This is a genomic window from Paenibacillus apiarius, from assembly GCF_017052585.1.
Classification (GTDB): Bacteria; Bacillota; Bacilli; order Paenibacillales; family Paenibacillaceae; genus Paenibacillus_B; species Paenibacillus_B apiarius.
In genome coordinates, this window is sequence record NZ_JAFFHZ010000001.1 from 1,703,680 (window position 1) to 1,727,500 (window position 23,821).

The window sequence follows — 23,821 nt, forward strand, 5'->3', positions numbered from 1 at the left end:
GGTCGTATCCTAGACAACAAACCCCTTGAATGGTCTTCAAGGGGTTCGCACTTTACAGAGCTGAAATTACTTCACTTCTACAGATGCGCCTGCTTCTTCGAGCTTCGCTTTTACAGCTTCTGCTTCTTCTTTGCTTACTTTTTCTTTCAATGGTTTCGGGCAGTTGTCTACCAAGTCTTTCGCTTCTTTCAGGCCAAGACCTGTAATTTCGCGAACTACTTTGATAACGTTGATTTTGCCAGCGCCAGGGCCGTTCAAAATTACGTCGAATTCTGTTTGCTCAGCTGCGCCACCGTCGCCAGCACCACCAGCCATAACTGCTACAGGAGCTGCAGCTGTTACACCGAATTCTTCTTCGATTGCTTTAACAAGGTCGTTCAGTTCCAAAACGGACATGCCTTTAATGGCTTCCAAGATTTGCTCTTTGCTCATTGTTAAACCTCCATATTCGTGATTGATTATTAGATGTTCGCGCAATGCCCCATGTCGGGAACGCGATTATGATTACGCTTCGGCTTCGTTCTTGTCTGCGACTGCTTTGACAGCAAGTGCGAAGTTGCGCATAGGCGCTTGAAGCACGCTGAGCAACATGGACAGCAAACCTTCACGGGATGGCAATTCTGCCAACGCTTTGATTTGAGCCACATCGACGACGCGGCCTTCGACGACGCCACCTTTGATCTCAAGAGCTTCGTTCTTCTTCGCAAAGTCGTTCAAAATCTTCGCAGGAGCTACTGCGTCTTCACGGCTGAATGCGATTGCCGTAGGACCCGACAATACTTCATCAAGTTCCGACAATTCCGCTGCTGCTGTCGCACGGCGAACCAATGTATTTTTCAATACTTGGAATTCAATGCCTGCTTCGCGCAGTTGTTTGCGGAGCTCGGTAACTTGAGATACGTTCAAGCCACGGTAGTCGGCCACAACCGTTGTTGCGCTGCCACGCAATTTCTCAGCGATTACTTCCACTGCTTGCTGCTTCGCTTCGATTACTTTTGCGTTTGCCACTCGATCCACCTCCTACAAGTATCATTTCTAACCGCATCCCGACCGATGTCTTCTACCTACTTCAGCATAAGAAAAGCCTCTGCAGTTCACTACAGAGGCATCACGAAAAGGTCAGGCGCGCAGTCGCGTCTACGACGCGCACCTTCGCACTCATTCTATTTCGAACACCTCGGTAGGAGATTAAGCCTTCCGGCACCTACTGTCTACGGTACGATTATTCAAGTTTAATTATACGCTGTCTTTCAGCAACTCTATCAGTATAGCACGAACGGCCGAATCATGTCAACCTCTTCCGTTACTTACCATCAGAGGCCAGATCATTTCCCTCAGGAAAGTTAATCTTAGCGGAATGCTGCAGTTTCAACGCGCGCTGCAGGTCCCATCGTCGAAGAAACGGCGATGTTTTTCAAGTACACGCCTTTTGCCGCTGCCGGCTTCGCACGGTTCAATGCATCGATGAGAGCTTTAAAGTTGTCATGCAACTTGTCTGCATCGAAGGACACTTTACCGATTGGCGCATGAATTTGGCCTGCTTTGTCCAGACGGTATTCGATTTTACCCGCTTTGATCTCTTGGATCGCTTTAGCGACATCGAATGTAACCGTGCCGGCTTTAGGGTTAGGCATCAGACCTTTACCACCAAGGATACGGCCCAATTTACCAACTTCGCTCATCATGTCTGGTGTTGCTACGCAGACATCGAATTCGAACCAGCCTTGTTGGATTTTGTTGATCATATCTTGATCGCCTACAAAATCAGCGCCAGCTGCTTCTGCCTCTTTCGCTTTTTCGCCTTTTGCAAAGACGAGAACGCGCTTAGTCTTACCTGTACCGTGAGGAAGTACGACAACCCCACGAACGTTTTGGTCTTGTTTACGAGGGTCTACGCCCAAGCGAACAGCCACTTCAATCGTTTCGTCAAATTTAGCCGTAGCCGATTTTTTCACTAGTTCAATAGCTTCCATCGGCTGGTAAGTTGCATCTTTGTCGAACAACTTAGCGGCTTCAACGTATTTCTTGCCACGTTTTGCCATGTTATGTTTCCTCCTTTGTGGTATTAACGGATAAACCTCCCACATGCGTCAAGAAAACCAAAATTAGTCTTCTACGACGATACCCATGCTGCGAGCCGTACCTTCAACCATACGCATAGCCGATTCAACGGATGCTGCGTTCAGGTCAGGCATTTTTTGTTCTGCGATTTGACGAACAACGTCGCGCTTTACAGTCGCAACTTTTTTCTTGTTCGGTTCGCCGGAACCTTTTTCTACTTTCGAAGCTACTTTCAACAATACAGCAGCCGGCGGCGTCTTCGTAATGAACGTAAAGGAACGATCTTCGAACACAGTGATTTCGACAGGAATGATAAGACCTGCTTGATCCGCTGTTTTCGCGTTGAACTCTTTACAGAACGCCATGATGTTAACCCCTGCTTGACCCAATGCTGGACCTACCGGAGGCGCAGGATTTGCCTTTCCCGCTGGTATTTGCAACTTAACGATTTTGATGACTTTTTTCGCCACGTAGTACACCTCCTTGCGCTAATATGTGAGCTTGAAGCTTGCGCCCTGTCTCACAGCAGAAACCTGAAAAGATGTATTAAATCTTCTCCACTTGGTGGTAATCCAACTCAAGCGGGGTTTCTCTTCCAAACATATTGACATGGACCTTCAACTTTTGCTTGTCCGTAATGATTTCTTCAACCGTACCGACAAAGTTGGCAAAAGGACCCACTTTAATACGCACCGATTCCTTCAAGTCGAAATCGACCTTCGGCTTCGGCGCTTCCATTCCCATTGTCTTCAAGATTTGTTCAACCTCATCAGGCAATAGCGGAATAGGCTTTGAACCAGAACCAGTAGAACCGACAAAACCAGTGACCCCTGGCGTGTTGCGAACAACATACCAAGACTCATCCGTCTGGATCATCTCTACCAAAACATAGCCAGGGTAAACCTTGCGCATGACGGTCTTTTTCTTGCCGTCTTTGTTTACCACTTCTTCTTCCATCGGAACAAGAACTCGGAAAATTTTGTCTTCCATGCCCATGGATTCGACGCGCTTTTCCAAATTGGCTTTCACTTTGTTTTCATACCCCGAATAGGTATGAACAACGTACCATCTCTTTTCCATAACCAAGCCACCTTGGGACTTTATTAAATAATCGCTTCGACGATCGCGGAAATTCCGATGTCAAGGACCCAAAAATAAAGCGTCATAAAGACAACCGTGGCTAATACGACGATCGTATAGCTTGTCAATTCTTTACGATTGGGCCAGCGAACCTTTTTCAATTCGCCCCAGCTGTCGGCAAAGAAGGAAAACATTGAACCGAAACTACGTTTCAGATTCCCGAAGAAAGCCACGGACTACACCTCCATCTGACTTATCTTGTTTCGCGATGAGAAGTATGCTCGTTGCAGAACTTGCAGAATTTCTTCAACTCAATGCGGTCTGGGTGATTGCGTTTGTTCTTTGTTGTCGTGTAGTTGCGTTGTTTGCAGTTCGTGCAAGCCATCGTAACGATTACCCGCATATAGTACACCTCCTGAAGACACCTTAATGATAAGAAGCGTCGAATTTATCCCAAGCGGAAACAGTTTGCTCCCCTTCTAAAAGGAATAAAAACCGCCTCTCGAGCTGAATAAGACAGACTTATTCAGTAAAAACGTACGCATATTTAGGGCTACCTAAAACACTTTATCATAAGGGTCAAATCATGTCAATGAAAAGTATTGACGCCACGGGGGTTCACGACCTCCACTCTATCATAACCGACAGCCGCATGCAAAGGGAAGAATCTCGAATGTCGAAGTCTATACCAGTATGGTAGAATTTCTAACAATCTAAACGTACGCCTATCATCTCACAAACTTAAACATTCCTTAATGATAAAAAAAGCTTATACCATCACTCGCAAGGTGGATAAGCTCTTCATCATATTCCTTTATCGCCCGCCATTATCCCTCGTGCGCGCCATCGCGCAATTCCAAATACCGCTCCAGCTTGCGCTTCACGCGCTGCAAAGCATTGTCAATGGATTTGACATGACGGTCCAGATCGACGGCAATCTCTTGATAGGAACGTCCGTCCAAATAAAGCATCAGCACCTTGCGTTCCAAATCGCTCAGTATCTCGGACATCTTGTCTTCAAGTCCCACGAACTCTTCCTGATTAATAATGAGTTCTTCCGGGTCCGATACACGCGAACCCCCGATAATATCCAGCAGCGTCCGATCCGAATCTTCATCGTAAATCGGCTTGTCCAACGAAACGTAGGAATTTAAAGGGATATGTTTCTGACGCGTCGCGGTCTTGATCGCGGTAATAATCTGTCTTGTGATGCACAGTTCGGCAAACGCCTTGAATGAAGCCAACTTGTCACCTTTAAAATCCCGAATCGACTTGTATAGGCCGATCATACCTTCTTGTACAATATCTTCACGGTCAGCCCCGATCAAAAAATAAGAGCGTGCCTTCGCCCGTACGAAATTGCGGTATTTGTTAATTAAGTATTCAAGCGCTTCACTGTCCCCGCCACGAACTGCGTCGACTAGCTGTTCATCCGTCAACCGCTCGTATGAGGAGGCGCATAATACTCTGAGGTCAACACTCACTAGCAATCCCTCCGGCCTGCAACGCAATCCACCGTCACATCACAAATGATAGATTCAGTATATATGAATCTATCTAGCACCGTCAACCAAGAGAAGCCTTATCCAGAGCGGAATCCAGGCTATTTTACAAATAAAGAGACGATCACTTGGAAAAAAGTTACCTAAATCCATCCTGGGCGAACAACTCTTCTCCGGAATCCAATGCGTATTTAAGGTCACTTTATCTTTTCTAGTCTTTCTCGCCGCGACGCATCCGTTCCAGCTTCAGCAGTTGATCCAGGCTCAGCTTCCCTTCCAGCGGATTGCGTTTAATCGGCTGCGATGCATGCTCCCGAATGCGCGACTGCACTTCTTGTCTCGCCTGATCGATGATGAGCAGCAGCTCCCGGGCAGAGACGCGAAGGGCCCCTTGCCCGAAGGCGATGCGCTGCTCCGTCATGTCGGAGGTGGCGACGTAGATTTGACGGCGGCGATGCGTAAGCTCTTTTACGAGACGTTCAATGCATTCATCCGCCGTTTCTTTTTCTTTTGTAAAATAAACCGTCACATTTCCCTGCTTGTATTTCATTCCGAGCCCGGGAACGCGATACGCGTCGAACACGGCCATGACCCTCCGCCCCGAATAGGCTTGATAATCCGTAAGCATGTGCAGCAGCCGATCCCGCGCTTCTTCCAAGCGGTTATCCGCAAGCTGCGACAATTCTGGCCATGCCCCAATCATATTGTAGCCGTCGACCAAAAGAACATCGCGCCAATCCTGCCGTTCCATGCTCCGCAGCCTCAGCCGCGGCGCCGGCGCACAACCTCATACATAAAGATGCCAGCGGCTACCGACGCGTTTAGCGAATTGATTTGCCCTGCCATTGGCAATTTGCAGAGAACATCGCAGGTCTCGCGGATTAGACGGCCCATGCCTTTGTTCTCATTGCCAATTACAAGCGCTACCGGAAGTGTGAACACATCCGCATCGTATATTTCCTGGTTCGCCGATACATCCGTTCCGACGATCCATACGCCGCGCTCTTTCAGCTGCTCCATCGTCTGCGACAAATTCGTCACTCTGGCAACCGGCACATATTCCACAGCCCCTGCCGATGTCTTCGATACCGTAGCGGTAAGTCCGACCGAGCGCCGCTTCGGAATGATGACGCCGTGAACTCCCGTGCAATCCGCCGTACGCAAAATGGAGCCTAGGTTATGCGGATCTTCTATTTCGTCCAGCAGCAGCAAAAAAGGAACTTCCCCTTTGGCTTCGGCCCGGGCGAGAATATCTTCTACATCCACATATTCATAAGCAGCGACTTGTGCGACAACACCTTGATGCTGCACGCCTTCGGCCATTTGGTCCAGCTTGCGCTTGTCCACCGTCTGAATGATAACGCCCGCTTTTTTCGCTTCGGCGATGATAGGCTGGGTCAAATGCTTCTGCGCATTATCCGCAATCCATATTTTGTTGATGGTGCGCCCGGATTTGAGCGCTTCGGTAACCGAGTGTTTCCCGGCGATAAATTCTTCATGCATGCGTGTAATGGCCTCCCGTTATGTTACTTCGCGTATTGCTGTATTGCATCTCCGTCCACGCTTTATTTATTGTCGTGTTCCGCTTCATGCGCGTGAATGATCAGGTTCAGCAGCTGGCGCATGCGATCGTGCTGCCCGCTGAAATATAAATAGCCGAACAGCGCTTCCAGCGCCGTTGCCTGCCGGTATTCGCCCACATCGGCACTCTTCGGCACGCTCGACTTCGTGTTTCGCCCTTGGCGCACGATGTCGGCCTCCTCTTCCGTCAAGGATGGGGCGATGCAGCCAAGAAAGCGCGCCTGTGCTTTGGCTGACACATAGCTAATGACCTCACGATGCAAATGATTCGGACGATGATTCCGCTTCGAAATCAAATATTGCCGTATCGCCGCTTCGTAGATGGCATCACCCATGTAAGCCAGCACGATCGGGTTCAAATGCTTCGCTTCCTTGGACGGAGCGAAGGGGAAGAGCAAAGGCTGCGGTTCCCCTTGTCCCGTGCTCGCTTCATCTATTCCACGCCGTTCTTGTTCATCCTTGTTCATGGCGCTGTTACTCGCTCCTTTGCTTCCGGACGCCGGTTGTTCGCCTCTCATCATTTGCGACGCCAGCGTACGCCTTGCGGCGTGTCCTCCAGCAATATTCCTTGCGCTGTCAGCAAATCGCGAAGCTCATCGGCACGCGCCCAATTTTTAGCTTTGCGCGCATCATTGCGTTCTTGAATGAGTTGGTCCACTTCATCGTCAAGCAGCTCGTTCTCCTGCTCCATCACGAGACCGAGCACGTCATTCATCGCCTCGAACGCATCGAGCAGCGCTTGCAAATTACCGGCCTGCCGCGCCCCTTGGGCTCCTTGCTGCAAGTAGGTGTTAGCCTCGCTTGCCCACTCGAACATAGCCGTAATGGCATCAGCCGTATTGAAGTCGTCCCGCATCTTCGCATCGAACGTATCGAGAATTCCGGCCAGCTTCACCTGAAGCTTCTCATCCGGCTCCTGTTCATGCCCTGATTCCGCCCCCGCTCCGCTCGTTACCGTCTGCAGGGCATGCCGCACATTCGCCATCGCATTGGCAATCCGGCTTACGCTCTTCTCCGCCTGCCCCATCGCCTCTTCGCTGAAGTTAAGTGGATTGCGATAATGCGTCGCCAGCATGAAATAACGGAGCGCCGCCGGTTGATACTGCTTGCGCAAATCTTTGACAAGCACGCCGTTGCCGAGCGACTTCGACATTTTTTCATTATTAATATGAATATATCCGTTATGCATCCATACATTCGCCAGCGGCTTGCCTGTGATGGACTCCGATTGCGCCACCTCGCACTCGTGGTGCGGGAACTGCAAATCCTGGCCCCCGCCGTGTATATCCAGTGTCTCGCCCAAATATTTGCGTGCCATCGCGGAGCATTCGATATGCCAGCCTGGACGGCCATCGCCCCACGGGCTCGGCCAAGAGATTTCTCCCGGCTTTGCCGCCTTCCACAGTACGAAATCTTCAGGGTTTTCTTTGCGCTCGTCCACTTCAATTCGAATGCCGAGTTGAAGTTCTTCTATATTTTGATGAGAGAGCTTCCCGTATTCATGAAACTTCTTCGTGTAGAAATAGACGTCCCCGCCAGATTCATATGCGAAGTCCCGCTCTACCAATTCAGCGATGTAGGCGACGATCTCCGGCATATTATCCATTACGCGCGGATTCTGCGAAGCGCGGCGGACGCCAATCCCGTCGATATCTTCATAAAATGCCTGGATAAAACGGTCAGCCACTTCAGGCACGGTAGAGTCAAGTTCTCCCGCTTTGCGGATTAACCTGTCATCCACATCCGTGAAGTTGACGACATAGTTCACTTCATAGCCTAACGTTTCCAAATAACGGCGTACCACGTCAAAGAAAATCTGCGGACGCGCATTGCCGATATGGATATAATCGTATACGGTCGGACCGCATACATACATGTTCACCTTATCCGGATATATTGGGACGAACGGTTCCTTGCGGCGCGTCATCGTATTATAAATGTGCAGCGTCATGGGTGCGTTAACCTCCTACATTGATCTCGTTTCGTTTTTTATTTTTTGATTGCAGCGGCTTCAACAAGCCGTTCCACAGCTCCTTGTTGAGGCTGCTTGCCTGCCGCGTCTGGATCTCCTGCTTGTTCAGCGGGTTGATTACTGGCAGCAATATGGCCTGGCTGAGTTAACTTGACTTGCTTCAATTCGGCCTTCAACACATCGATTTCGCCTTGCAAGCTGCGCAGCATGTCAATGACCGGGTCAGGCAATTGGGCATGATTCAGACGGTCGATCCGAATCCCGTCCTGCTTCACGATACGTCCGGGTATGCCGACTACGGTACAGTTCGGCGGAACTTCCCGCAGCACGACGGAATTGGCTCCAATGCTGGAATTGTCTCCAACCTTGAACGAGCCGAGCACCTTGGCGCCGGAAGAAATGACTACGTTGTTCCCGATTGTGGGATGCCGCTTTCCTTTTTCTTTCCCCGTTCCCCCAAGCGTAACCCCTTGGTAGATGACGACATCGTCTCCAATTTCACACGTTTCGCCGATAACGACACCCATCCCGTGGTCGATGAACAGACGGTTCCCTATGCGGGCCCCCGGATGAATTTCGATTCCGGTCATAAAGCGGCTTACCTGCGAAATGACACGGGCCACCGTAAACCACCGGCGCCGGTACAGCCAATGAGCGAAGAGATGCGCCCATATCGCATGCAGACCAGAGTAGGTGAATATCACTTCGAACCGGCTTCTTGCCGCAGGGTCGTTATCGAACACCGCTCGCACATCAGATTGCATTCGTCGAATGATACGCCTCATGACCCGTTCCCCCCCGGAACTTTGGTAATAAAAACGCCTCTGCAGCATGATGCTGCAGAGGCGCGGTGCGCGGTTCCACTCTGCTTGGATAGCGCAACGCTCAGCCCGCACGGCCTCAGTCCTCCGAATGGTGTTCGGATTCCTGGCCGCTATCGCGGTCTGCAAGCTGTAACAGCTATCCCACTTCAACGTTCATTAACGCGAACGACACGTCATCTCCTACCCGCGCTTTTCAAGCACGCTCAAAGACGAAGCTTCCGGGTGCAACGCATCGGCATCGAACCGGAACGACTCTCAGCCTGCAAGAACATCATGCTCCATGCTCTTGGCCGTTCGTTCCTCTCTGTGCGATTCTTCATAGCCAACGCTTTCCCGTTCAACGCTTTTCCTTACTCGTATTATATCTTCTAGTATATCGGATGTGCAGCTGAACTGACAATAAGGGCTTCTCGTCCGATATTGCTACGACAGCTGGCGCAAACGATTGAATACTTTATCTCGGCCAAGCAGGACAATCGTTTCGTTCAGGTCGCGCCCGTGCATTTGGCCCGATACCGCCACACGGACAGGCATGAACAGCCCTTTGCCTTTGGCGCCCGTTTCTTTCTGAACTTCCTTCATTGCCGCTTTGACCGTATCGACATCCCAAGATGATGCGGCTTCCAGCTTTTGAAGCAACGCGCTCAGCACGGCAGGAACTTGCGGTTCCTCCAGAACAGGCTTCGCTTCTTCATCTATGACAAGCTCATCGCGGAAGAACAGTTCAGACAGCTCCACGATGTCGGAAGCGCAGTTCATCTGCTCTTGGTACAGCTTAACGAGCGATGTCGCCCAAGCGAGCTGCTGCTCATTCAAAGTCTCCGGCAATCGTCCCGCTTGCTGCAAGTGCGGAATCGAAAGCGCCGCGATGCGGTCGAGGTCTGCCTTTTTCATATACATATTATTAATATGTGTCAACTTATTCGTATCGAATACCGCAGGGCTCTTCGACAAGCGATTCGCATCGAAAATCGAAATCAACTCATCGAGCGAGAACAACTCGTCCTCTCCCTTCGGAGACCAGCCGAGAAGCGCGATGAAGTTGCAGATGGCTTCCGGCAAATAGCCGAGCTGCTCGTACTGCTCGATAAACTGAATGATCGATTCGTCGCGCTTGCTGAGCTTCTTGTGGTTCTCATTGACGATAAGCGTCATATGACCGAATACCGGAGCCTCCCAGCCGAACGCCTCGTAAATCATCAATTGGCGCAGCGTATTCGTAATATGATCCTCGCCGCGCAGGACGTGCGATATGCGCATCAAGTAATCATCAATCACGACCGCGAAGTTGTACGTCGGAATGCCGTCCTTCTTTACGATAACCCAGTCTCCTGTCGTGTCCGACTCGAAGGTGATATCGCCCTTGACCAAGTCGGGAAACGTATAGGATCGGCCCGCCGGAACGCGGAAGCGGATGCTGGCTTGACGTCCTTCCGCTTCGAGACGCGCGTGATCCTCTGCGGATAGTCCACAGCATTTGCCTGAATATTTCGGTGTTTCCCCGCGGGCGGTCTGCTCCTCCCGCTCCGCTTCAAGCTCTTGCTCCGTGCAGTAGCAGCGATACGCCCAATCGCGTTCAAGCAGCTCATTCACATATTGATTGTATATATCCAAACGCTCGGTCTGGCGATACGGGCCGTAATCGCCACCCACATCGATGCTCTCATCCCAATCCATGCCGAGCCATTTCATGTACTTGAATTGATTCTCTTCTCCGCCTTCCACGTTGCGCTTCACGTCCGTGTCTTCGATACGGACGATGAATTGCCCGCCATGATGACGTGCAAACAAATAATTGAACAGTGCAGTACGTGCATTTCCGATATGTAAATGTCCCGTTGGACTTGGGGCATAACGTACACGAATTTTTTTATTCATGATAGCTTCCCTCACACCGATTATTTTAGTCTACCTTTTTAGAAAGTGTTCAAAAGGTCCCCTTTTGAACACTCACTTTTAGTTATACCATATCTTGAAAGAGGCAGACAACCGCCTGCGCGGCAATTCCCTCGCTTCTCCCGGTAAAGCCAAGCTGTTCTGTCGTCGTCGCTTTCACGTTCACCTGCGACTCATCCGCTTCCAAAATACGCGCGATATTCGCAACCATGGCCGGTATGTGCGGCAGCATCTTCGGCTTCTGCGCAATAATGGTGCAGTCCGCGTTGCCCAGCCGGTAGCCACGCTCCTTCGCGAGCGCCCAGACATGCTCCATCAGCTTCACGCTGTCCGCGTCTTTATATGCCGGATCCGTGTCTGGGAAGTGCTTCCCGATATCGCCGAGCCCCAATGCGCCGAGAACGGCGTCACTTACCGTATGCAGAAGCACATCGGCGTCGGAATGCCCCAACAGCCCTTTTTCATATGGAATATGCACGCCGCCGATGATGCACGGACGCCCTTCCACCAATTGATGCACATCGAATCCCTGTCCCACTCGTATCACGAATTTCCCCTCTCCCTTACCCGTTGTTATTGATTCCGTGACATCCACCAAGCCGCCCAATCCAGATCGTCCGGCGTCGTAAGCTTAATGTTCGTGTAATCCCCTTCCACGACATGAACCGGAACGCCCATGCGCTCCACGAGCATCGCGTCGTCCGTCCCGATGATTCCTTCCCGCTCGGCCTGCTCATGGGCGGACATGCATACGGAAAGACGAAAAGCCTGTGGGGTCTGAATCGCCCACAAGCTGCGTCGGTCCGGCGTTGCCGTAATGACGCCGTCCCCGTTCACCTGCTTTATCGTATCTTTCACCGGGACGGCCAGTACGGACGCCCCATGCTTCCGGGCCGCGGCAAAGCATGTCCTCACCTTGCCCGGGTCCACAAAGGGACGCACGCCGTCGTGAATTAATACATAATCCAAGCCGCGCGCCTTCAACGCCTGCAGTCCCGCATACACCGAGTGCTGCCGTTCCCCGCCGCCGGCTACGATATCGCGGACTTTGTCCAGCCCATATTCATGAACCCAGCCTGCACAACGGGGCATGTCCTGCGCTGACGTCACCCAAGCGATCGTCTCGCATTCGGGCATCGCTTGGAACCGCTCCACCGTATGTACAATGACCGGCTTGTCCATCAGCCGTAAATATTGCTTGCTCTCCTCGGTGCCCATGCGCGTGCCTCTGCCCGCGGCCACGATCACCACTCCAAAGCCTTGTTCCATCCCTGTTAACCCTCCATGATGGTGCTAACTCCATCATACCTGTTTATTGGGCTTTTTCCAACAGTTTTGGCTTGGCGAAGATCATGCGTCCCGCCGACGTCTGCAGCACGCTCGTTACGAGCACTTCCATCGTCATGCCGATATAGTCGCGTCCGCCCTCGACCACGATCATCGTGCCGTCATCCAGGTAGGCCACGCCCTGACCGTGTTCCTTGCCGTCTTTAATCACCTGCACGACAATCTCTTCTCCGGGCAATACGACCGGCTTCACCGCATTGGCGAGGTCGTTAATGTTCAACACGGACACGCCTTGAAGCTCGCACACTTTGTTCAAGTTAAAGTCATTCGTGACGACCTTGCCCTTCAACAGCTTCGCAAGCTTGACGAGCTTGCTGTCCACCTCGGAGATCTCGTCGAAATCCCCTTCATAAATCAGTACCTTGACCTCGAGTTCCTTTTGAATCTTATTTAAAATATCCAATCCCCGGCGTCCGCGATTTCGTTTTAACAAATCCGAAGAGTCGGCGATATGCTGCAGCTCTTCCAGCACGAATTCCGGAATGACAATCGTCCCTTCGATAAATCCCGTCTTGCAAATATCTGCAATCCGGCCGTCAATAATGACGCTCGTATCCAATATTTTGTGCTCTTCGTACCGGTATTCGGAGTCTTCATCGCTGCTGCGTTCCAGCCATTTGAACGAAGACAGCCACATTCCCATGTCTTCCTGTTTGAGCAGCGCAATTTGCATGCCTGCACACCCGCTCGCCACCGCGATAATGATCGATAGCATATGCCCTACGCTCCCGAAATTGCCCAAGAGCGGCGTAATGAGCGATGCAAAGCATAGGCCGAGCAGCGCACCTGCCGCAGCCGCCACCAGCATTCCCGTGGACATCTCCGCAATTCGTTCCCGCCCTGTATTCCAAATACGTGACAATGGCATAAAGAGTGCACGACCTACTACATAAAAGCAAAATGCCCCGCCAAGTGCCCATAACAGGCGGCCGGAAGTAAATCCTTGATCCATTGCCGCAGCAAATTCCATCGTCTGTGTATACCAGTAATGTTGAAGCTCCAACCCGCTCCAAGCGCCAATCAGTCCAGCTAATCCCAGAAATATTCGTTTAAACACAAACGTCCACCTCCTTACTCTTTTTGGATTTCTTTACAATTATGGCCCAACGAAATGGCTCCTAATCCTCGATTTCGGAATTTTATCGCGGTGCCGAGTTGAAAAATGGGAATTCCTAGTCGTATAATGTTCTTGAAAACGTTAGACGTAATAAGCGATCACGTGCGACGCATGCTCCGTTGCACGATTCCAAGAATAGAGGTGGATGGAAATGAGCACTCCCAGTTTGCAAACGCTTCAAGATCAGGTAGCTGACTTACTGTTACGACACCGAAGCTTGTTGGACATACTCTCCAAATACGGTCAGTCCGACGCCTCGGTGAACCGCGCCGTGACCAAAGCAATTACAGAATGCGGTTGCTTGGAACTGCACGCCACGCGGCAGCCGTATTGCGCTGATATGGATGTCAATCAAGCGAAGCAGAGCATGGAAAGCCACGTTCAAGGAAATTTGTGCGACCATTGCAAAGACGTCGTAAAAAGCGAGCTTGGAAAGCACCTCTTCTACATGTCCGCCCTGTGCAACCTCCTAGACATCGAGCTGAATGATGTCGTGAAGCAGGAATCGAGCAAATGTTCGACGCTTGGCATTTTCAATTTGTCGTAACCGCAGCTTAGGACGACAATACAATAAACGGAGCCGAGAGCGGGCATCTGTGCTGCATATTAAGGCAGCTTCAATTCCCTCTCCCGGCTTTTTTCATGCCAAAAAGCCGGTATCATGTACGATACCGGCTCGGAATACATATACAGCACTTGACGCCGAAGGAATGACGCATGCCGTTCCCTCCGCGCTCAAGTGCTGTGTCATTTAGGTCAGGAATGCTTCGATTGATACCACTCTTCCGCGTCTCTTTGTTTCTTGCGGCGCCGATTCAGCATTCTAACGTTTTTTTTTAAACCAAGGAGAGCATATAGCACCAAGGGAACAAATATTAGCTTCGGTGTCTGCTCCGGCTTCCAAAATGCAATGGCTGCGGATGCCGCAATGACGATAGGCGTAATCCAAATCGCTTTTTTCGGAATGCCGACCTTTTTGAAATTCGGATATTTCACAGTGCTCACCATCAAATAGGACAGAAGGAGCATGGCGATAATCAAGTAAGCTCCGGGAATCGTTTCATGAAATAGCGCAAGCGTACAAGCAACGCCGCCTGCAGCCGGAATAGGCAAACCGATGAAATAGCCCGGAATCCCATCCTTGACGTTAAAGCGAGCCAAGCGAAGCGCACCGCAAATCGGAAATATGGCCGTTACGATCCAGGCAAGCGCAGGGTTCATTTCGCTAAATGCCACCACATACATAATGAACGCCGGGGCGACGCCGAACGAAATGACGTCGGACAAGGAGTCCAGCTCTTTGCCGAATTCGCTCTGCGCATTCAATGCCCGTGCTACCCGACCGTCAAGTCCGTCAAGCAGCATGGCGATAATGACCATAAGAGCGGCTTTGCTGTAGTCGTCGTGAAACGCAAGCATAATGGATATAATTCCGAGAAACAGGTTACCGATCGTAAACAAGCTCGGAATAGACTTTATAATCATAGGTTCACCTCTAATTTTACTATGCCCAACGTTCGTCTTTTCATTGTTGGAAAATCAAATCTGCCTGTCAATGAAAACCTGCTCTTGAATGCGTTTGAGTCCTTCCTTGATTGTGCGCGCGCGTACTTCACCGATGCCGTCCACCTCATCCAGCTCCTCGATGGTGGCCATCATGACGTGCGGCAAGAAGTGGAATGTCTCCACTAAGTTGTGAGTGATGACGTTCGGGAGTCTCGGGATTTTGCTTAAGACACGATAACCGCGCGGCGAAATGGACTCATCTTGAATCGCGCTCGTCGTTGGATATCCCAACAGACGAATCAGGTGATGGGTATCGAGCAGTTCATCCGCGGTGCATTTTTTCAGTTGGGCAAAAATTTCGCGGATCTTCTCATCACTCTCATCCCGGGCGTAATCCTTCACCAGCAGCCAAGCGTCTTCTTCCGTGTTGCTTACCAGTTCCTCCAGCTGCATGCTGATAAGACGACCTTCGGTGCCCAATTCATTGATGTAACGCTTTATCTCCATTTTAATACGTAATACCATTTCAATACGTTGCAATACGTTTACAACATCCGCCAAAGTCACGAGTTCTTCGAACTCGGAGGCCGTCAGATTGGTCATGCCTTGTACGAGCACCGCTTTATATTTCTCCAGCGTCTGAATCGCCTGATTCGCCTTCGTCAAAATGACGCCAATCTCCTTCAGCGCATAGCGAAGGCTGCCCTGATACAGCGTAATGATGTTGCGGCGCTGGGAGATGGACACGACAAGCTTCCCGGTCTGCTTCGCTACACGCTCCGCTGTGCGGTGCCGTATTCCGGTCTCTGTCGACGGGATGGAGGAATCCGGAATCAGCTGCGTATTCGCATACAGGATTCGCTTAATGTCTTCGCTTAAAATAATGGCGCCATCCATCTTGGCAAGTTCGTACAAATAACTGGGCGAAAAATCGCAATTAATTGAAAATCCGCCATCAACGACTTCCATCACTTCCGGACTATAGCCGACTACAAGAAGAGCGCCTGTCTTCGCACGCAATACGTTCTCCAACCCTTCACGGAATGGGGTCCCCGGCGCCACCATCCGCAGCAGGTCATTCATTATATCTAGCTGGCTTTCCTTCATTCTTTATCTATGCCCCCTAACCTAGCGCCGCCGTTAATGCTTCAGCAACCGTATTTACGCCGATAATATCAATATGATCAGGCGGTTTCCACCCCCGCAAGCTTTTCTCTGGCAAAATAACCCGCTTGAAGCCAAGTTTCTCTGCTTCTTTCACCCTTTGTTCCGCACGCGAGACGGCGCGGACTTCTCCTGTCAAGCCGACTTCGCCGAATACGACATCGTAGGGCTGCGTCGGCATATCGCGAAAGCTTGAAGCAATGGCGACCGCCATAGCCAAATCAACCGCCGGCTCATCCAGCTTCAAGCCGCCGGCTACATTCACATAAGCATCCTGATTCTGCAAAAACATTCCCATGCGCTTCTCCAATACCGCTATGATAAGCGATAGCCGCTGATGATCAATCCCTGTCGACATGCGGCGCGGGGACGGGAAATTGGTAGCCGACACGAGCGACTGCATCTCCACGAGCACGGGCCGCGTGCCTTCCAGACTGGCTACGACCGTGGAGCCTGCTACACCGAGCGGCCGTTCCTGCAGGAACATTTCGGAAGGATTTTTCACTTCTGCCAGCCCGCCTTCGGTCATCTCGAAAATGCCGATTTCATTGGTGGAGCCGAACCGATTCTTGACCGCGCGCAATATGCGGTAGGAATGATGCCGCTCCCCTTCAAAGTAGAGCACGCAATCCACCATATGCTCCAGAAGGCGGGGGCCTGCAATCGCCCCTTCCTTCGTCACATGGCCGACTAGCACCGTTGCAATTCCTCTGCCTTTAGCGATGCGCATAAAAGTGCTTGTGCATTCGCGCACTTGCGCCACGCTGCCCGGAGCGGATTCGACCGACGGCTGGTATACCGTCTGAATCGAGTCGATGACGAGAAAGTCGGGCTTCATCGCATCAATCGCTTCTTCGATATATTGTAAATTCGTCTCGCTTAAGACGAACAAACGCTCGGACAGCACCCCTAACCGGTCTGCTCTAAGCTTCGTCTGCCGCATCGACTCTTCCCCGGACACGTACAGCACCTTCAGCCCGCTCGCCGCGAGCGCATTCGAGGTCTGCAAGAGCAGCGTGGATTTGCCGATACCCGGATCTCCGCCGACTAAGATGAGTGAACCGGGCACGACTCCGCCGCCCAAGACACGGTTCAATTCGCTTAGCGTCGTTGTTAACCGAGGCTCGCGTCCACTCTCTATATGTATGATCGATTGCGGCTTTTCTTTCGTTTGAATCAAGGAAGAATGGACACCGGCAGTCTTCACGACGGTTTCACGTTCCTCGACCATCGTATTCCACTCGCTGCAGCCCGGACACTTTCCCATCCATTTTGGAGACTCATAGCCACACTCGCTGCAATAAAATTTCGTTTTTACTTTGGCCATGCAAGCCGACACTCCTAATTGATAATCACGAGCTCATTCCATTGGTCTGCCGAAAGGTTTGTTGTCAATAAACAATGTATCGGAGGAAACCAATTTATTTATTACCCACCTCGTTCAAGTTTACCATTTTTAAGGAGCGGGATAAAGCGATTTAGCAATTGAGGTAGGAAAGATGAGGAAAATGAAGGAATAACCCAGAGCATTCACTCGGGTTATTGCAGTTCTGGCTCTAAGGAGCAATATATCGTCACGTAAAAAACTCGAGTGGCTTTCATGTAAAAAAGCGCACCCCTCGCTTATCGCAAGAGATGCGCCTGTAGTATCAATTATGCATTCGTTGTTGCAGCTTTCTCCGTATTGCGCAGCACAACAAGTTCGCCGTCCTTCTCGTCGATGAGCACCGCATCGCCCTTATTGATTTGACCTCTCAGCAGTTCCTCGGACAATCTGTCCTCAATGTGCTTCTGAATGGCGCGGCGCAGCGGACGCGCTCCATAAGCAGGGTCGTAGCCTTCTTTGGCCAAGAATGCTTTGGCATTGTCGGTAAGTTGGAAATCGACGTCTTGCTCCTTCAGACGCTTGCGCAGCTCATCTGCCATCAGCGTGACGATTTCAGCTATGTGCTTCTCGTCAAGCGAATGGAAGACGATGATTTCGTCGATCCGGTTCAAAAATTCCGGACGGAAGCTCTTCTTAAGCTCACCCATCACTTTATCCTTCATGTTGTTGTAATCACGGCCCGTATCGTTCGCAGCCGTAAATCCGAGCGTCGAATTGCGCTTAATCGCTTCGGCGCCGACGTTCGACGTTAATATAATGAGGGTGTTGCGGAAGTCGACCACGCGTCCCTTAGAATCGGTCAGACGGCCGTCTTCCAACACTTGCAGCAATATATTGAATACTTCTGGGTGAGCCTTCTCGATTTCATCCAGCAGTACGACCGAATACGGCTTGCGGCGCACTTTCTCGGTCAATTGGCCGCCTTCTTCGTATCCGACGTATCCTGGAGGCGCCCCTACCAGACGCGCGGTGGAATGCTTCTCCATATATTCGGACATATCGATACGGATAACGGCATTCTCGTCACCAAAGAGCGATTCCGCAAGCGCTCGCGCCAGCTCTGTCTTCCCTACCCCGGTAGGGCCGAGGAAGATGAAGGAGCCCATCGGACGCTTCGGATCTTTCAGACCCGCACGAGCACGGCGAATTGCGCGGCTGACTGCCTTGACTGCTTCATCTTGCCCGATGACGCGTTCATGCAATATTTCTTCCATATTGAGCAGGCGTTCGCTTTCTTCTTCCTTCAGCTTCAATACCGGTATGCCGGTCCAGCTTGCTACGACCTGAGCGATGTCCTCCGGCGTCACCTCGGAGTCCATGCGCCCTTGCTTCTCTTTCCATTGATTGCGCACGGTCTCCAGCTCTTCGCGCATCTTCTGTTCGGTATCGCGCAGCGCGGCTGCTTTCTCGAATTCCTGGCTCTGAACAGACGCATCTTTTTCTTTGCGGATGTCATCCAAGCGGGATTCGAGCTCTTTCAAGTTAGGCGGTACCGTATACGAATGAAGCCGCACTTTCGAGCTGGCCTCATCAATGAGGTCAATCGCTTTATCCGGCAGGAAGCGGTCGGTAATGTAGCGGTCTGACAGTTTCACCGCTTGCTCTATCGCTTCATCCGTAATTTTGACGCGGTGATGCGCCTCATAGCGATCGCGCAGCCCTTTTAGAATTTGAATCGTCTCTTCCGGCGTCGGCTGGTCAACCGTAATTGGCTGGAAGCGGCGTTCTAAAGCGGCATCCTTCTCGATATATTTACGGTATTCATCTAGTGTCGTCGCACCGATGCATTGCAGTTCTCCGCGCGCCAGCGCCGGCTTCAAAATGTTCGAAGCATCAATCGCACCTTCAGCCCCGCCAGCGCCAATCAGTGTGTGCAACTCGTCAATGAACAGGATGATGTTCCCGGCTTGACGGATTTCATCCATTATTTTTTTCAGCCGATCCTCGAACTCGCCGCGATATTTGGTGCCGGCCACGACCGATCCCATATCGAGCGTCATGACGCGTTTGTCACGGAGTGTTTCCGGAATTTCATTATTGATAATTTTCTGGGCCAAGCCTTCGGCTACGGCTGTCTTCCCCACGCCTGGTTCCCCGATTAATACCGGATTGTTCTTCGTCCGGCGGCTGAGTACTTGAATAACGCGCTCAATTTCTTTGCTGCGGCCAATGACCGGGTCCAGATTGCCTTCCTTCGCAATCGCCGTCAAATCGCGTGCCAAGCTGTCCAGCGTCGGCGTGCTCACGTTCTGAGCTTGACCATGATGGCTCGATACCGCTTCGCTGCTGCCCAGCAGCTGCAGCACTTGCTGACGCGCCTTGTTCAGGCTGATGCCCAAGTTGTTCAGCACGCGTGCCGCTACACCTTCGCCCTCACGAATCAGTCCGAGCAAAATATGCTCTGTTCCGACATACGTGTGGCCAAGCTTGCGCGCTTCGTCCATGGATAGCTCAATGACCTTCTTCGCCCGAGGCGTATAGGCGATATTTGTCGGCTGTTCTTGACCGCGCCCGATTAGCGATTCGACTTCGTCTTGAATTTTCTCCAGACCAAGGCCGAGCGCAACGAGAGCTTTTGCGGCAATGCCCTCCCCTTCACGAATGAGGCCGAGCAAAATATGCTCTGTTCCAATGTTATTGTGTCCCAAACGGACCGCTTCTTCCTGTGCCAAAGCCAACACCTTTTGCGCACGTTCCGTAAATCTTCCGAACATCATCGTCTAAGCACCTCCATAAACTTTATGATTTTGATTTGGATTTGGATAACGTTTCCCGAATCAATCTCGCCCGATACACGTCCCGTTCATCGGTTGACAGCGATTTGTTGTATATATGCTGCAAAAATCCCGGTTGTGTCATGACAAGCAATTCGTTTAATTCAGAAGAGTGGATATGGTTCAGTATGTTCAAGTCCGAGCCGAGACGAATATCGGACAATCGCTGCGCTGCTTCCTTCGAATCCATAATAGCCGCATGCTTCATGATGCCGAAGGACCGGCATACACGGTCAGTCAGCCGCGTTCGACCATCGCTCAGCAGGAGCTCGCGCGCCGCTTTCTCATGCTCGATAATTTGCTTCACAACGCTGTACAGATTATCGATAATCTCGGTTTCGGATTGACCGAGCGTAATCTGGTTAGAAATTTGGAACAGGTTGCCTATCGCTTCGCTTCCTTCCCCATATATCCCTCGTACAGCCAGGCCTACTTGAGTCACCGCCTGCAGAATGCGGTTAATTTGCTGTGTCATTACCAGCGCAGGCAAATGCATCATGACCGAAGCCCGGATTCCGGTACCGACATTCGTCGGACACGAGGTAAGGTAGCCGCGCTTCTCGTCAAAGGCATAGTCGACGTGCGTTTCGAACACGTCATCGATGCGGCTTGCTTGTTCCCACGCCTCACGAATTTGTAACCCCGGATACAGACATTGAATCCGCAGATGATCCTCTTCATTAATCATAATGCTAATCGATTCGTCATCGCTTAGTATGACGAATCCATTGCGCGATTCATTGACCAAACTCGGAGAGATTAAATGCTTCTCCACCAGGACCTGCTTCTCGGTGTCATTCATTTCCGCAAGCGAAAACTTATGAAAATGATTGATCGCTGCAAAGTCAGGCTTATCCACAACCGCCGTCAAATGGTCAAGCACTTCCGCCGATTGCTGGTTCGTCGCCAGCAACGGGAACGGCAGTCCGCTCAAATTCCGTGCTACACGGATCCGACTGCTGATGACGATATCGGAGTCTGGACCCGTACCGCGCATCCAGTCGCTAAGCGCTTGTTCCATAAATCGTCTCCCTGCCATCTCGCCATCTCCTTCCATTTCGTTCATCATATTCAATTCATTCATGCGCATGAGATTAACCGTTCTGTTCCGCACTGCCAGACGGATTCTTCTCCAAGTCGCGGATCCGGTCACGCAGCTTGGCAGCTTGTTCGAACTCCTCATTCATAATGCTGAGTTGCAGTTGCTTCTTCAAATCTTCTAATTCGCGCTTGCGTTGAATTCTTCCTCCGCCACGCTTCGGAATTTTGCCGATGTGAACGGTATTGCCATGAACTCGCTTCAGCAATGGATCCAATCGGTCGCCAAAGAAGGAGTAGCATTCGTCACACCCGAAACGGCCGAGCTTGCTGAATTGCGTATAAGTAAGTCCGCATTTCTCGCATCGCATCGCTTGGGGCTTGTTGCCATAAGCTGTACTGCTTGCGCCGGAATCGCCGCCTGACAAATCAAAATCAAGCAAGCCGGAAAGCAGGTTATGGATAGAGAAGCCGTTAGCCGTGCCTGGAATCCATTCGCCCTTCTCCCGGGCACACGATTCGCAAATATGGAATTCCGTCTTTTGTCCGTTAATGATTTTGGTAAAATGCAGCGTGGCTGGTTTCTGACCGCATTGTTGACAGATCATCTCCGTTTCTCCTCCTTTGTGAATAACATATGCAATCTTATATATACTTTCTATTTGCTAAGCAGCGCGAGCAGCATAGCCCGCAACAGCCTCGCACGCAGCTCATCGCGGTAAGGCAGCTTAATCGGCAAGTTGTCCCTCGACACGGCGGCCCTTAACAAATTCGCTTCCCGGCGGGAGACAAATTCCGCTTCTTCCAGTTGGTAAATGAGGCCCTCTGCCGCCGATTGACTGATTCGCTCTCCAATTGATTCGCACAGATGATTGTGGATATCTTTATGTTCCGGCAAATCAATGCGTTGAATACGGATGTATCCACCGCCTCCCCGTTTGCTCTCCACAACGTAACCTTTCTCCAAGGTGAACCTGGTGCTGATAACGTAATTGATTTGCGAAGGCACACAAGAAAATTGCTCCGCCAAATCATTTCGTTGAATTTCTACAGCGCCTTCCGGGCTCTCCACTAACATATGCTTTAAATAATGCTCAATCAAATCGGAAATATTGCGCATCTTCTCCCTCCTTTCCGCAGCTTATATAATAGGTTTAACCAATTATGACGGTACCTTATTCGACTTTTTCTAACTATTTGACTTTTTTTGTTTTGTTCTGACTTTGACTTTCTTTGACTTTATGTTTATTATAGCGGAATTCGTTTGCTTTGCCAATACTTTATTTTCATGTTGTGTAGAGTTGAAAATGTGTATATTTCGTGACTTTTCCACAAGGCGTGGATAAGCTGGGGATGAATATGTATATAACGATATATAAATTATATATCTTATATAGATAGATTGTTGATAAATACTTTATAGTATATATCTTTCATGAAATTAATCCATTCTTTTGTTGATATCATAAAATACAATGTGGATAGAATGGCATAAATGTGAGGGATATCATACAGGGAAGGCATTTGCTCTGTGGATAAGTTGTGGACAAACCAAAAAACCACTAACGGAATGTCAGTGGTTTAACTGCTTGGCAACGTCCTACTCTCCCAGGACCCTGCGGTCCAAGTACCATCGGCGCTGGAGGGCTTAACGGTCGTGTTCGGGATGGGTACGCGTGGAACCCCTCCGCTATCGCCACCAAACAGCTGTCGGCTCGTATTCACTTGCCAACTTAAGTTCAGGTCAGCACCGCCAAGTGCTGATGTGCCTTTGTCTTCGCTGCGCTTGGCAGTTCAACAAAGCTTGCACCCTGAAAACTGAACGCGAAAGTTTCATTTGCTCTAGAATCATTGTTATTAGGATAAGCCCTCGACCGATTAGTATTCGTCAGCTCCACACATTGCTGTGCTTCCACCCCGAACCTATCTACCTCGTCGTCTTCAAGGGGTCTTACTAATTGGGAAATCTCATCTTGAGGGGGGCTTCACGCTTAGATGCTTTCAGCGCTTATCCCTTCCGTACGTAGCTACCCAGCCATGCCTCTGGCGAGACAACTGGTACACCAGCGGTACGTCCATCCCGGTCCTCTCGTACTAAGGACAGCTCCTCTCAAATTTCCTACGCCCGCGACAGATAGGGACCGAACTGTCTCACGACGTTCTGAACCCAGCTCGCGTACCGCTTTAATGGGCGAACAGCCCAACCCTTGGGACCTACTTCAGCCCCAGGATGCGATGAGCCGACATCGAGGTGCCAAACCTCCCCGTCGATGTGGACTCTTGGGGGAGATAAGCCTGTTATCCCCAGGGTAGCTTTTATCCGTTGAGCGATGGCCCTTCCATGCGGTACCACCGGATCACTAAGCCCGACTTTCGTCCCTGCTCGACTTGTAGGTCTCGCAGTCAAGCTCCCTTCTGCCTTTGCACTCTTCGAATGATTTCCAACCATTCTGAGGGAACCTTGGGGCGCCTCCGTTACTCTTTAGGAGGCGACCGCCCCAGTCAAACTGCCCACCTGACACTGTCCCCGAACCGGATTACGGTCCTAGGTTAGAACTCCGATACGATCAGG

At 50.9% G+C, this 23,821-nt stretch carries 25 protein-coding genes, 2 rRNA genes and 1 other annotated feature (1 of these 28 cut by a window edge); of the genes, 1 reads left to right on the forward strand and 26 read right to left on the reverse strand.

Annotated elements, in window-relative coordinates:
* Window positions 1-66 precede the first annotated feature (66 nt).
* From rplL to JSQ80_RS08020, 17 genes are all read right to left on the reverse strand, one after another.
* A complete protein-coding gene (gene rplL, locus JSQ80_RS07940) occupies window positions 67-432 on the reverse strand; it encodes a 50S ribosomal protein L7/L12 (protein WP_087432363.1) in 366 nt (121 codons plus the stop codon).
* A 72-nt stretch (window positions 433-504) separates the two neighbouring features.
* Window positions 505-1,008, reverse strand: coding sequence for a 50S ribosomal protein L10 (gene rplJ, locus JSQ80_RS07945; protein WP_087432364.1), 504 nt, complete (start codon window positions 1,006-1,008; stop codon window positions 505-507).
* Between the two features lie 60 nt (window positions 1,009-1,068).
* Window positions 1,069-1,235 (reverse strand) — a sequence feature (ribosomal protein L10 leader region).
* A 114-nt stretch (window positions 1,236-1,349) separates the two neighbouring features.
* The gene (rplA, locus tag JSQ80_RS07950; RefSeq protein ID WP_087432365.1) at window positions 1,350-2,042 is read right to left on the reverse strand and encodes a 50S ribosomal protein L1; all 693 of its coding nucleotides are present in this window, start codon (window positions 2,040-2,042) and stop codon (window positions 1,350-1,352) included.
* A gap of 63 nt (window positions 2,043-2,105) precedes the next feature.
* A complete protein-coding gene (gene rplK / locus JSQ80_RS07955; RefSeq protein WP_087432366.1) occupies window positions 2,106-2,531 on the reverse strand; it encodes a 50S ribosomal protein L11 in 426 nt (141 codons plus the stop codon).
* A gap of 76 nt (window positions 2,532-2,607) precedes the next feature.
* A complete protein-coding gene (gene nusG, locus JSQ80_RS07960; protein WP_087432367.1) occupies window positions 2,608-3,141 on the reverse strand; it encodes a transcription termination/antitermination protein NusG in 534 nt (177 codons plus the stop codon).
* 23 nt (window positions 3,142-3,164) lie between these two features.
* Window positions 3,165-3,356 carry a preprotein translocase subunit SecE gene (gene secE / locus JSQ80_RS07965; protein ID WP_026010982.1) on the reverse strand — a complete coding sequence of 64 codons (192 nt, stop codon included), beginning with the start codon at window positions 3,354-3,356 and terminating at the stop codon, window positions 3,165-3,167.
* Between the two features lie 38 nt (window positions 3,357-3,394).
* Window positions 3,395-3,544 (reverse strand): 50S ribosomal protein L33, encoded by a 150-nt coding sequence (gene rpmG, locus JSQ80_RS07970; RefSeq protein WP_019420680.1) that lies wholly within the window; start codon window positions 3,542-3,544, stop codon window positions 3,395-3,397.
* Between the two features lie 424 nt (window positions 3,545-3,968).
* Window positions 3,969-4,625, reverse strand: a complete 657-nt coding sequence (sigH, locus tag JSQ80_RS07975) for an RNA polymerase sporulation sigma factor SigH (RefSeq protein WP_087432368.1) — start codon at window positions 4,623-4,625, stop codon at window positions 3,969-3,971.
* Between the two features lie 229 nt (window positions 4,626-4,854).
* Window positions 4,855-5,394: an NYN domain-containing protein gene (locus JSQ80_RS07980; RefSeq protein ID WP_206094935.1), complete on the reverse strand. Its 540-nt coding sequence runs from the start codon at window positions 5,392-5,394 to the stop codon at window positions 4,855-4,857.
* Between the two features lie 11 nt (window positions 5,395-5,405).
* Window positions 5,406-6,146, reverse strand: coding sequence for a 23S rRNA (guanosine(2251)-2'-O)-methyltransferase RlmB (rlmB, locus tag JSQ80_RS07985; protein WP_206094936.1), 741 nt, complete (start codon window positions 6,144-6,146; stop codon window positions 5,406-5,408).
* Window positions 6,147-6,208: 62 nt separating this feature from the next.
* Window positions 6,209-6,691: a Mini-ribonuclease 3 gene (locus JSQ80_RS07990; RefSeq protein ID WP_240463596.1), complete on the reverse strand. Its 483-nt coding sequence runs from the start codon at window positions 6,689-6,691 to the stop codon at window positions 6,209-6,211.
* A gap of 50 nt (window positions 6,692-6,741) precedes the next feature.
* Window positions 6,742-8,175 (reverse strand): cysteine--tRNA ligase, encoded by a 1,434-nt coding sequence (gene cysS / locus JSQ80_RS07995; protein WP_206094938.1) that lies wholly within the window; start codon window positions 8,173-8,175, stop codon window positions 6,742-6,744.
* A 38-nt stretch (window positions 8,176-8,213) separates the two neighbouring features.
* Window positions 8,214-8,981, reverse strand: a complete 768-nt coding sequence (gene cysE, locus JSQ80_RS08000) for a serine O-acetyltransferase (protein ID WP_206094939.1) — start codon at window positions 8,979-8,981, stop codon at window positions 8,214-8,216.
* 462 nt (window positions 8,982-9,443) lie between these two features.
* The gene (gene gltX / locus JSQ80_RS08005) at window positions 9,444-10,898 is read right to left on the reverse strand and encodes a glutamate--tRNA ligase (protein ID WP_206094940.1); all 1,455 of its coding nucleotides are present in this window, start codon (window positions 10,896-10,898) and stop codon (window positions 9,444-9,446) included.
* An 82-nt stretch (window positions 10,899-10,980) separates the two neighbouring features.
* Window positions 10,981-11,463 carry a 2-C-methyl-D-erythritol 2,4-cyclodiphosphate synthase gene (gene ispF / locus JSQ80_RS08010; protein ID WP_087432375.1) on the reverse strand — a complete coding sequence of 161 codons (483 nt, stop codon included), beginning with the start codon at window positions 11,461-11,463 and terminating at the stop codon, window positions 10,981-10,983.
* 26 nt (window positions 11,464-11,489) lie between these two features.
* A complete protein-coding gene (gene ispD / locus JSQ80_RS08015) occupies window positions 11,490-12,185 on the reverse strand; it encodes a 2-C-methyl-D-erythritol 4-phosphate cytidylyltransferase (RefSeq protein ID WP_206094941.1) in 696 nt (231 codons plus the stop codon).
* Window positions 12,186-12,228: 43 nt separating this feature from the next.
* Window positions 12,229-13,320 (reverse strand): PIN domain-containing protein, encoded by a 1,092-nt coding sequence (locus JSQ80_RS08020; RefSeq protein WP_206094942.1) that lies wholly within the window; start codon window positions 13,318-13,320, stop codon window positions 12,229-12,231.
* Between the two features lie 211 nt (window positions 13,321-13,531).
* Between JSQ80_RS08020 and JSQ80_RS08025 the strand changes: the two genes are divergently transcribed.
* Window positions 13,532-13,927: a nucleoside triphosphate pyrophosphohydrolase family protein gene (locus JSQ80_RS08025; RefSeq protein WP_087432378.1), complete on the forward strand. Its 396-nt coding sequence runs from the start codon at window positions 13,532-13,534 to the stop codon at window positions 13,925-13,927.
* A 209-nt stretch (window positions 13,928-14,136) separates the two neighbouring features.
* On the opposite strand, the gene pssA is transcribed toward JSQ80_RS08025, so the two are convergent.
* The 9 genes from pssA to JSQ80_RS08070 all read right to left on the reverse strand — a co-directional run.
* Window positions 14,137-14,865: a CDP-diacylglycerol--serine O-phosphatidyltransferase gene (pssA, locus tag JSQ80_RS08030; RefSeq protein WP_087432379.1), complete on the reverse strand. Its 729-nt coding sequence runs from the start codon at window positions 14,863-14,865 to the stop codon at window positions 14,137-14,139.
* A 54-nt stretch (window positions 14,866-14,919) separates the two neighbouring features.
* Window positions 14,920-15,993 carry a DNA integrity scanning diadenylate cyclase DisA gene (gene disA / locus JSQ80_RS08035; protein ID WP_087432380.1) on the reverse strand — a complete coding sequence of 358 codons (1,074 nt, stop codon included), beginning with the start codon at window positions 15,991-15,993 and terminating at the stop codon, window positions 14,920-14,922.
* A gap of 16 nt (window positions 15,994-16,009) precedes the next feature.
* A complete protein-coding gene (gene radA, locus JSQ80_RS08040) occupies window positions 16,010-17,377 on the reverse strand; it encodes a DNA repair protein RadA (protein ID WP_087432381.1) in 1,368 nt (455 codons plus the stop codon).
* Window positions 17,378-17,703: 326 nt separating this feature from the next.
* Window positions 17,704-20,154 (reverse strand): ATP-dependent protease ATP-binding subunit ClpC, encoded by a 2,451-nt coding sequence (gene clpC / locus JSQ80_RS08045; protein WP_087432382.1) that lies wholly within the window; start codon window positions 20,152-20,154, stop codon window positions 17,704-17,706.
* Between the two features lie 22 nt (window positions 20,155-20,176).
* The gene (locus JSQ80_RS08050; RefSeq protein WP_206097515.1) at window positions 20,177-21,250 is read right to left on the reverse strand and encodes a protein arginine kinase; all 1,074 of its coding nucleotides are present in this window, start codon (window positions 21,248-21,250) and stop codon (window positions 20,177-20,179) included.
* Window positions 21,251-21,305: 55 nt separating this feature from the next.
* Window positions 21,306-21,857: a UvrB/UvrC motif-containing protein gene (locus JSQ80_RS08055; protein WP_087432383.1), complete on the reverse strand. Its 552-nt coding sequence runs from the start codon at window positions 21,855-21,857 to the stop codon at window positions 21,306-21,308.
* Between the two features lie 50 nt (window positions 21,858-21,907).
* On the reverse strand, window positions 21,908-22,369 hold the full coding sequence (locus tag JSQ80_RS08060) for a CtsR family transcriptional regulator (RefSeq protein ID WP_087432384.1): 462 nt from the start codon (window positions 22,367-22,369) through the stop codon (window positions 21,908-21,910).
* A gap of 467 nt (window positions 22,370-22,836) precedes the next feature.
* A 5S ribosomal RNA gene (rrf, locus tag JSQ80_RS08065) occupies window positions 22,837-22,953 on the reverse strand.
* Window positions 22,954-23,107: 154 nt separating this feature from the next.
* Window positions 23,108-23,821 (reverse strand): 23S ribosomal RNA (locus JSQ80_RS08070) (it continues 2,214 nt past the right edge of the window).

Bases quoted from the DNA above. Each gene is read 5' to 3' on its own strand.
- pssA (WP_087432379.1), bottom strand. From the start codon at position 14,865: ATGATTATAAAGTCTATTCCGAGCTTGTTTACGATCGGTAACCTGTTT.
- disA (WP_087432380.1), bottom strand. From the start codon at position 15,993: ATGAAGGAAAGCCAGCTAGATATAATGAATGACCTGCTGCGGATGGTG.
- gltX (WP_206094940.1), bottom strand. From the start codon at position 10,898: ATGAATAAAAAAATTCGTGTACGTTATGCCCCAAGTCCAACGGGACAT.
- JSQ80_RS08055 (WP_087432383.1), bottom strand. From the start codon at position 21,857: ATGATCTGTCAACAATGCGGTCAGAAACCAGCCACGCTGCATTTTACC.
- clpC (WP_087432382.1), bottom strand. From the start codon at position 20,154: ATGATGTTCGGAAGATTTACGGAACGTGCGCAAAAGGTGTTGGCTTTG.
- rplL (WP_087432363.1), bottom strand. From the start codon at position 432: ATGAGCAAAGAGCAAATCTTGGAAGCCATTAAAGGCATGTCCGTTTTG.
- JSQ80_RS07980 (WP_206094935.1), bottom strand. From the start codon at position 5,394: ATGGAACGGCAGGATTGGCGCGATGTTCTTTTGGTCGACGGCTACAAT.
- nusG (WP_087432367.1), bottom strand. From the start codon at position 3,141: ATGGAAAAGAGATGGTACGTTGTTCATACCTATTCGGGGTATGAAAAC.
- rlmB (WP_206094936.1), bottom strand. From the start codon at position 6,146: ATGCATGAAGAATTTATCGCCGGGAAACACTCGGTTACCGAAGCGCTC.
- rplA (WP_087432365.1), bottom strand. From the start codon at position 2,042: ATGGCAAAACGTGGCAAGAAATACGTTGAAGCCGCTAAGTTGTTCGAC.
- JSQ80_RS07990 (WP_240463596.1), bottom strand. From the start codon at position 6,691: ATGAACAAGGATGAACAAGAACGGCGTGGAATAGATGAAGCGAGCACG.
- JSQ80_RS08025 (WP_087432378.1), top strand. From the start codon at position 13,532: ATGAGCACTCCCAGTTTGCAAACGCTTCAAGATCAGGTAGCTGACTTA.
- JSQ80_RS08050 (WP_206097515.1), bottom strand. From the start codon at position 21,250: ATGGCAGGGAGACGATTTATGGAACAAGCGCTTAGCGACTGGATGCGC.
- radA (WP_087432381.1), bottom strand. From the start codon at position 17,377: ATGGCCAAAGTAAAAACGAAATTTTATTGCAGCGAGTGTGGCTATGAG.
- cysE (WP_206094939.1), bottom strand. From the start codon at position 8,981: ATGAGGCGTATCATTCGACGAATGCAATCTGATGTGCGAGCGGTGTTC.
- cysS (WP_206094938.1), bottom strand. From the start codon at position 8,175: ATGACGCTGCACATTTATAATACGATGACGCGCCGCAAGGAACCGTTC.
- ispD (WP_206094941.1), bottom strand. From the start codon at position 12,185: ATGGAACAAGGCTTTGGAGTGGTGATCGTGGCCGCGGGCAGAGGCACG.
- JSQ80_RS08060 (WP_087432384.1), bottom strand. From the start codon at position 22,369: ATGCGCAATATTTCCGATTTGATTGAGCATTATTTAAAGCATATGTTA.
- rpmG (WP_019420680.1), bottom strand. From the start codon at position 3,544: ATGCGGGTAATCGTTACGATGGCTTGCACGAACTGCAAACAACGCAAC.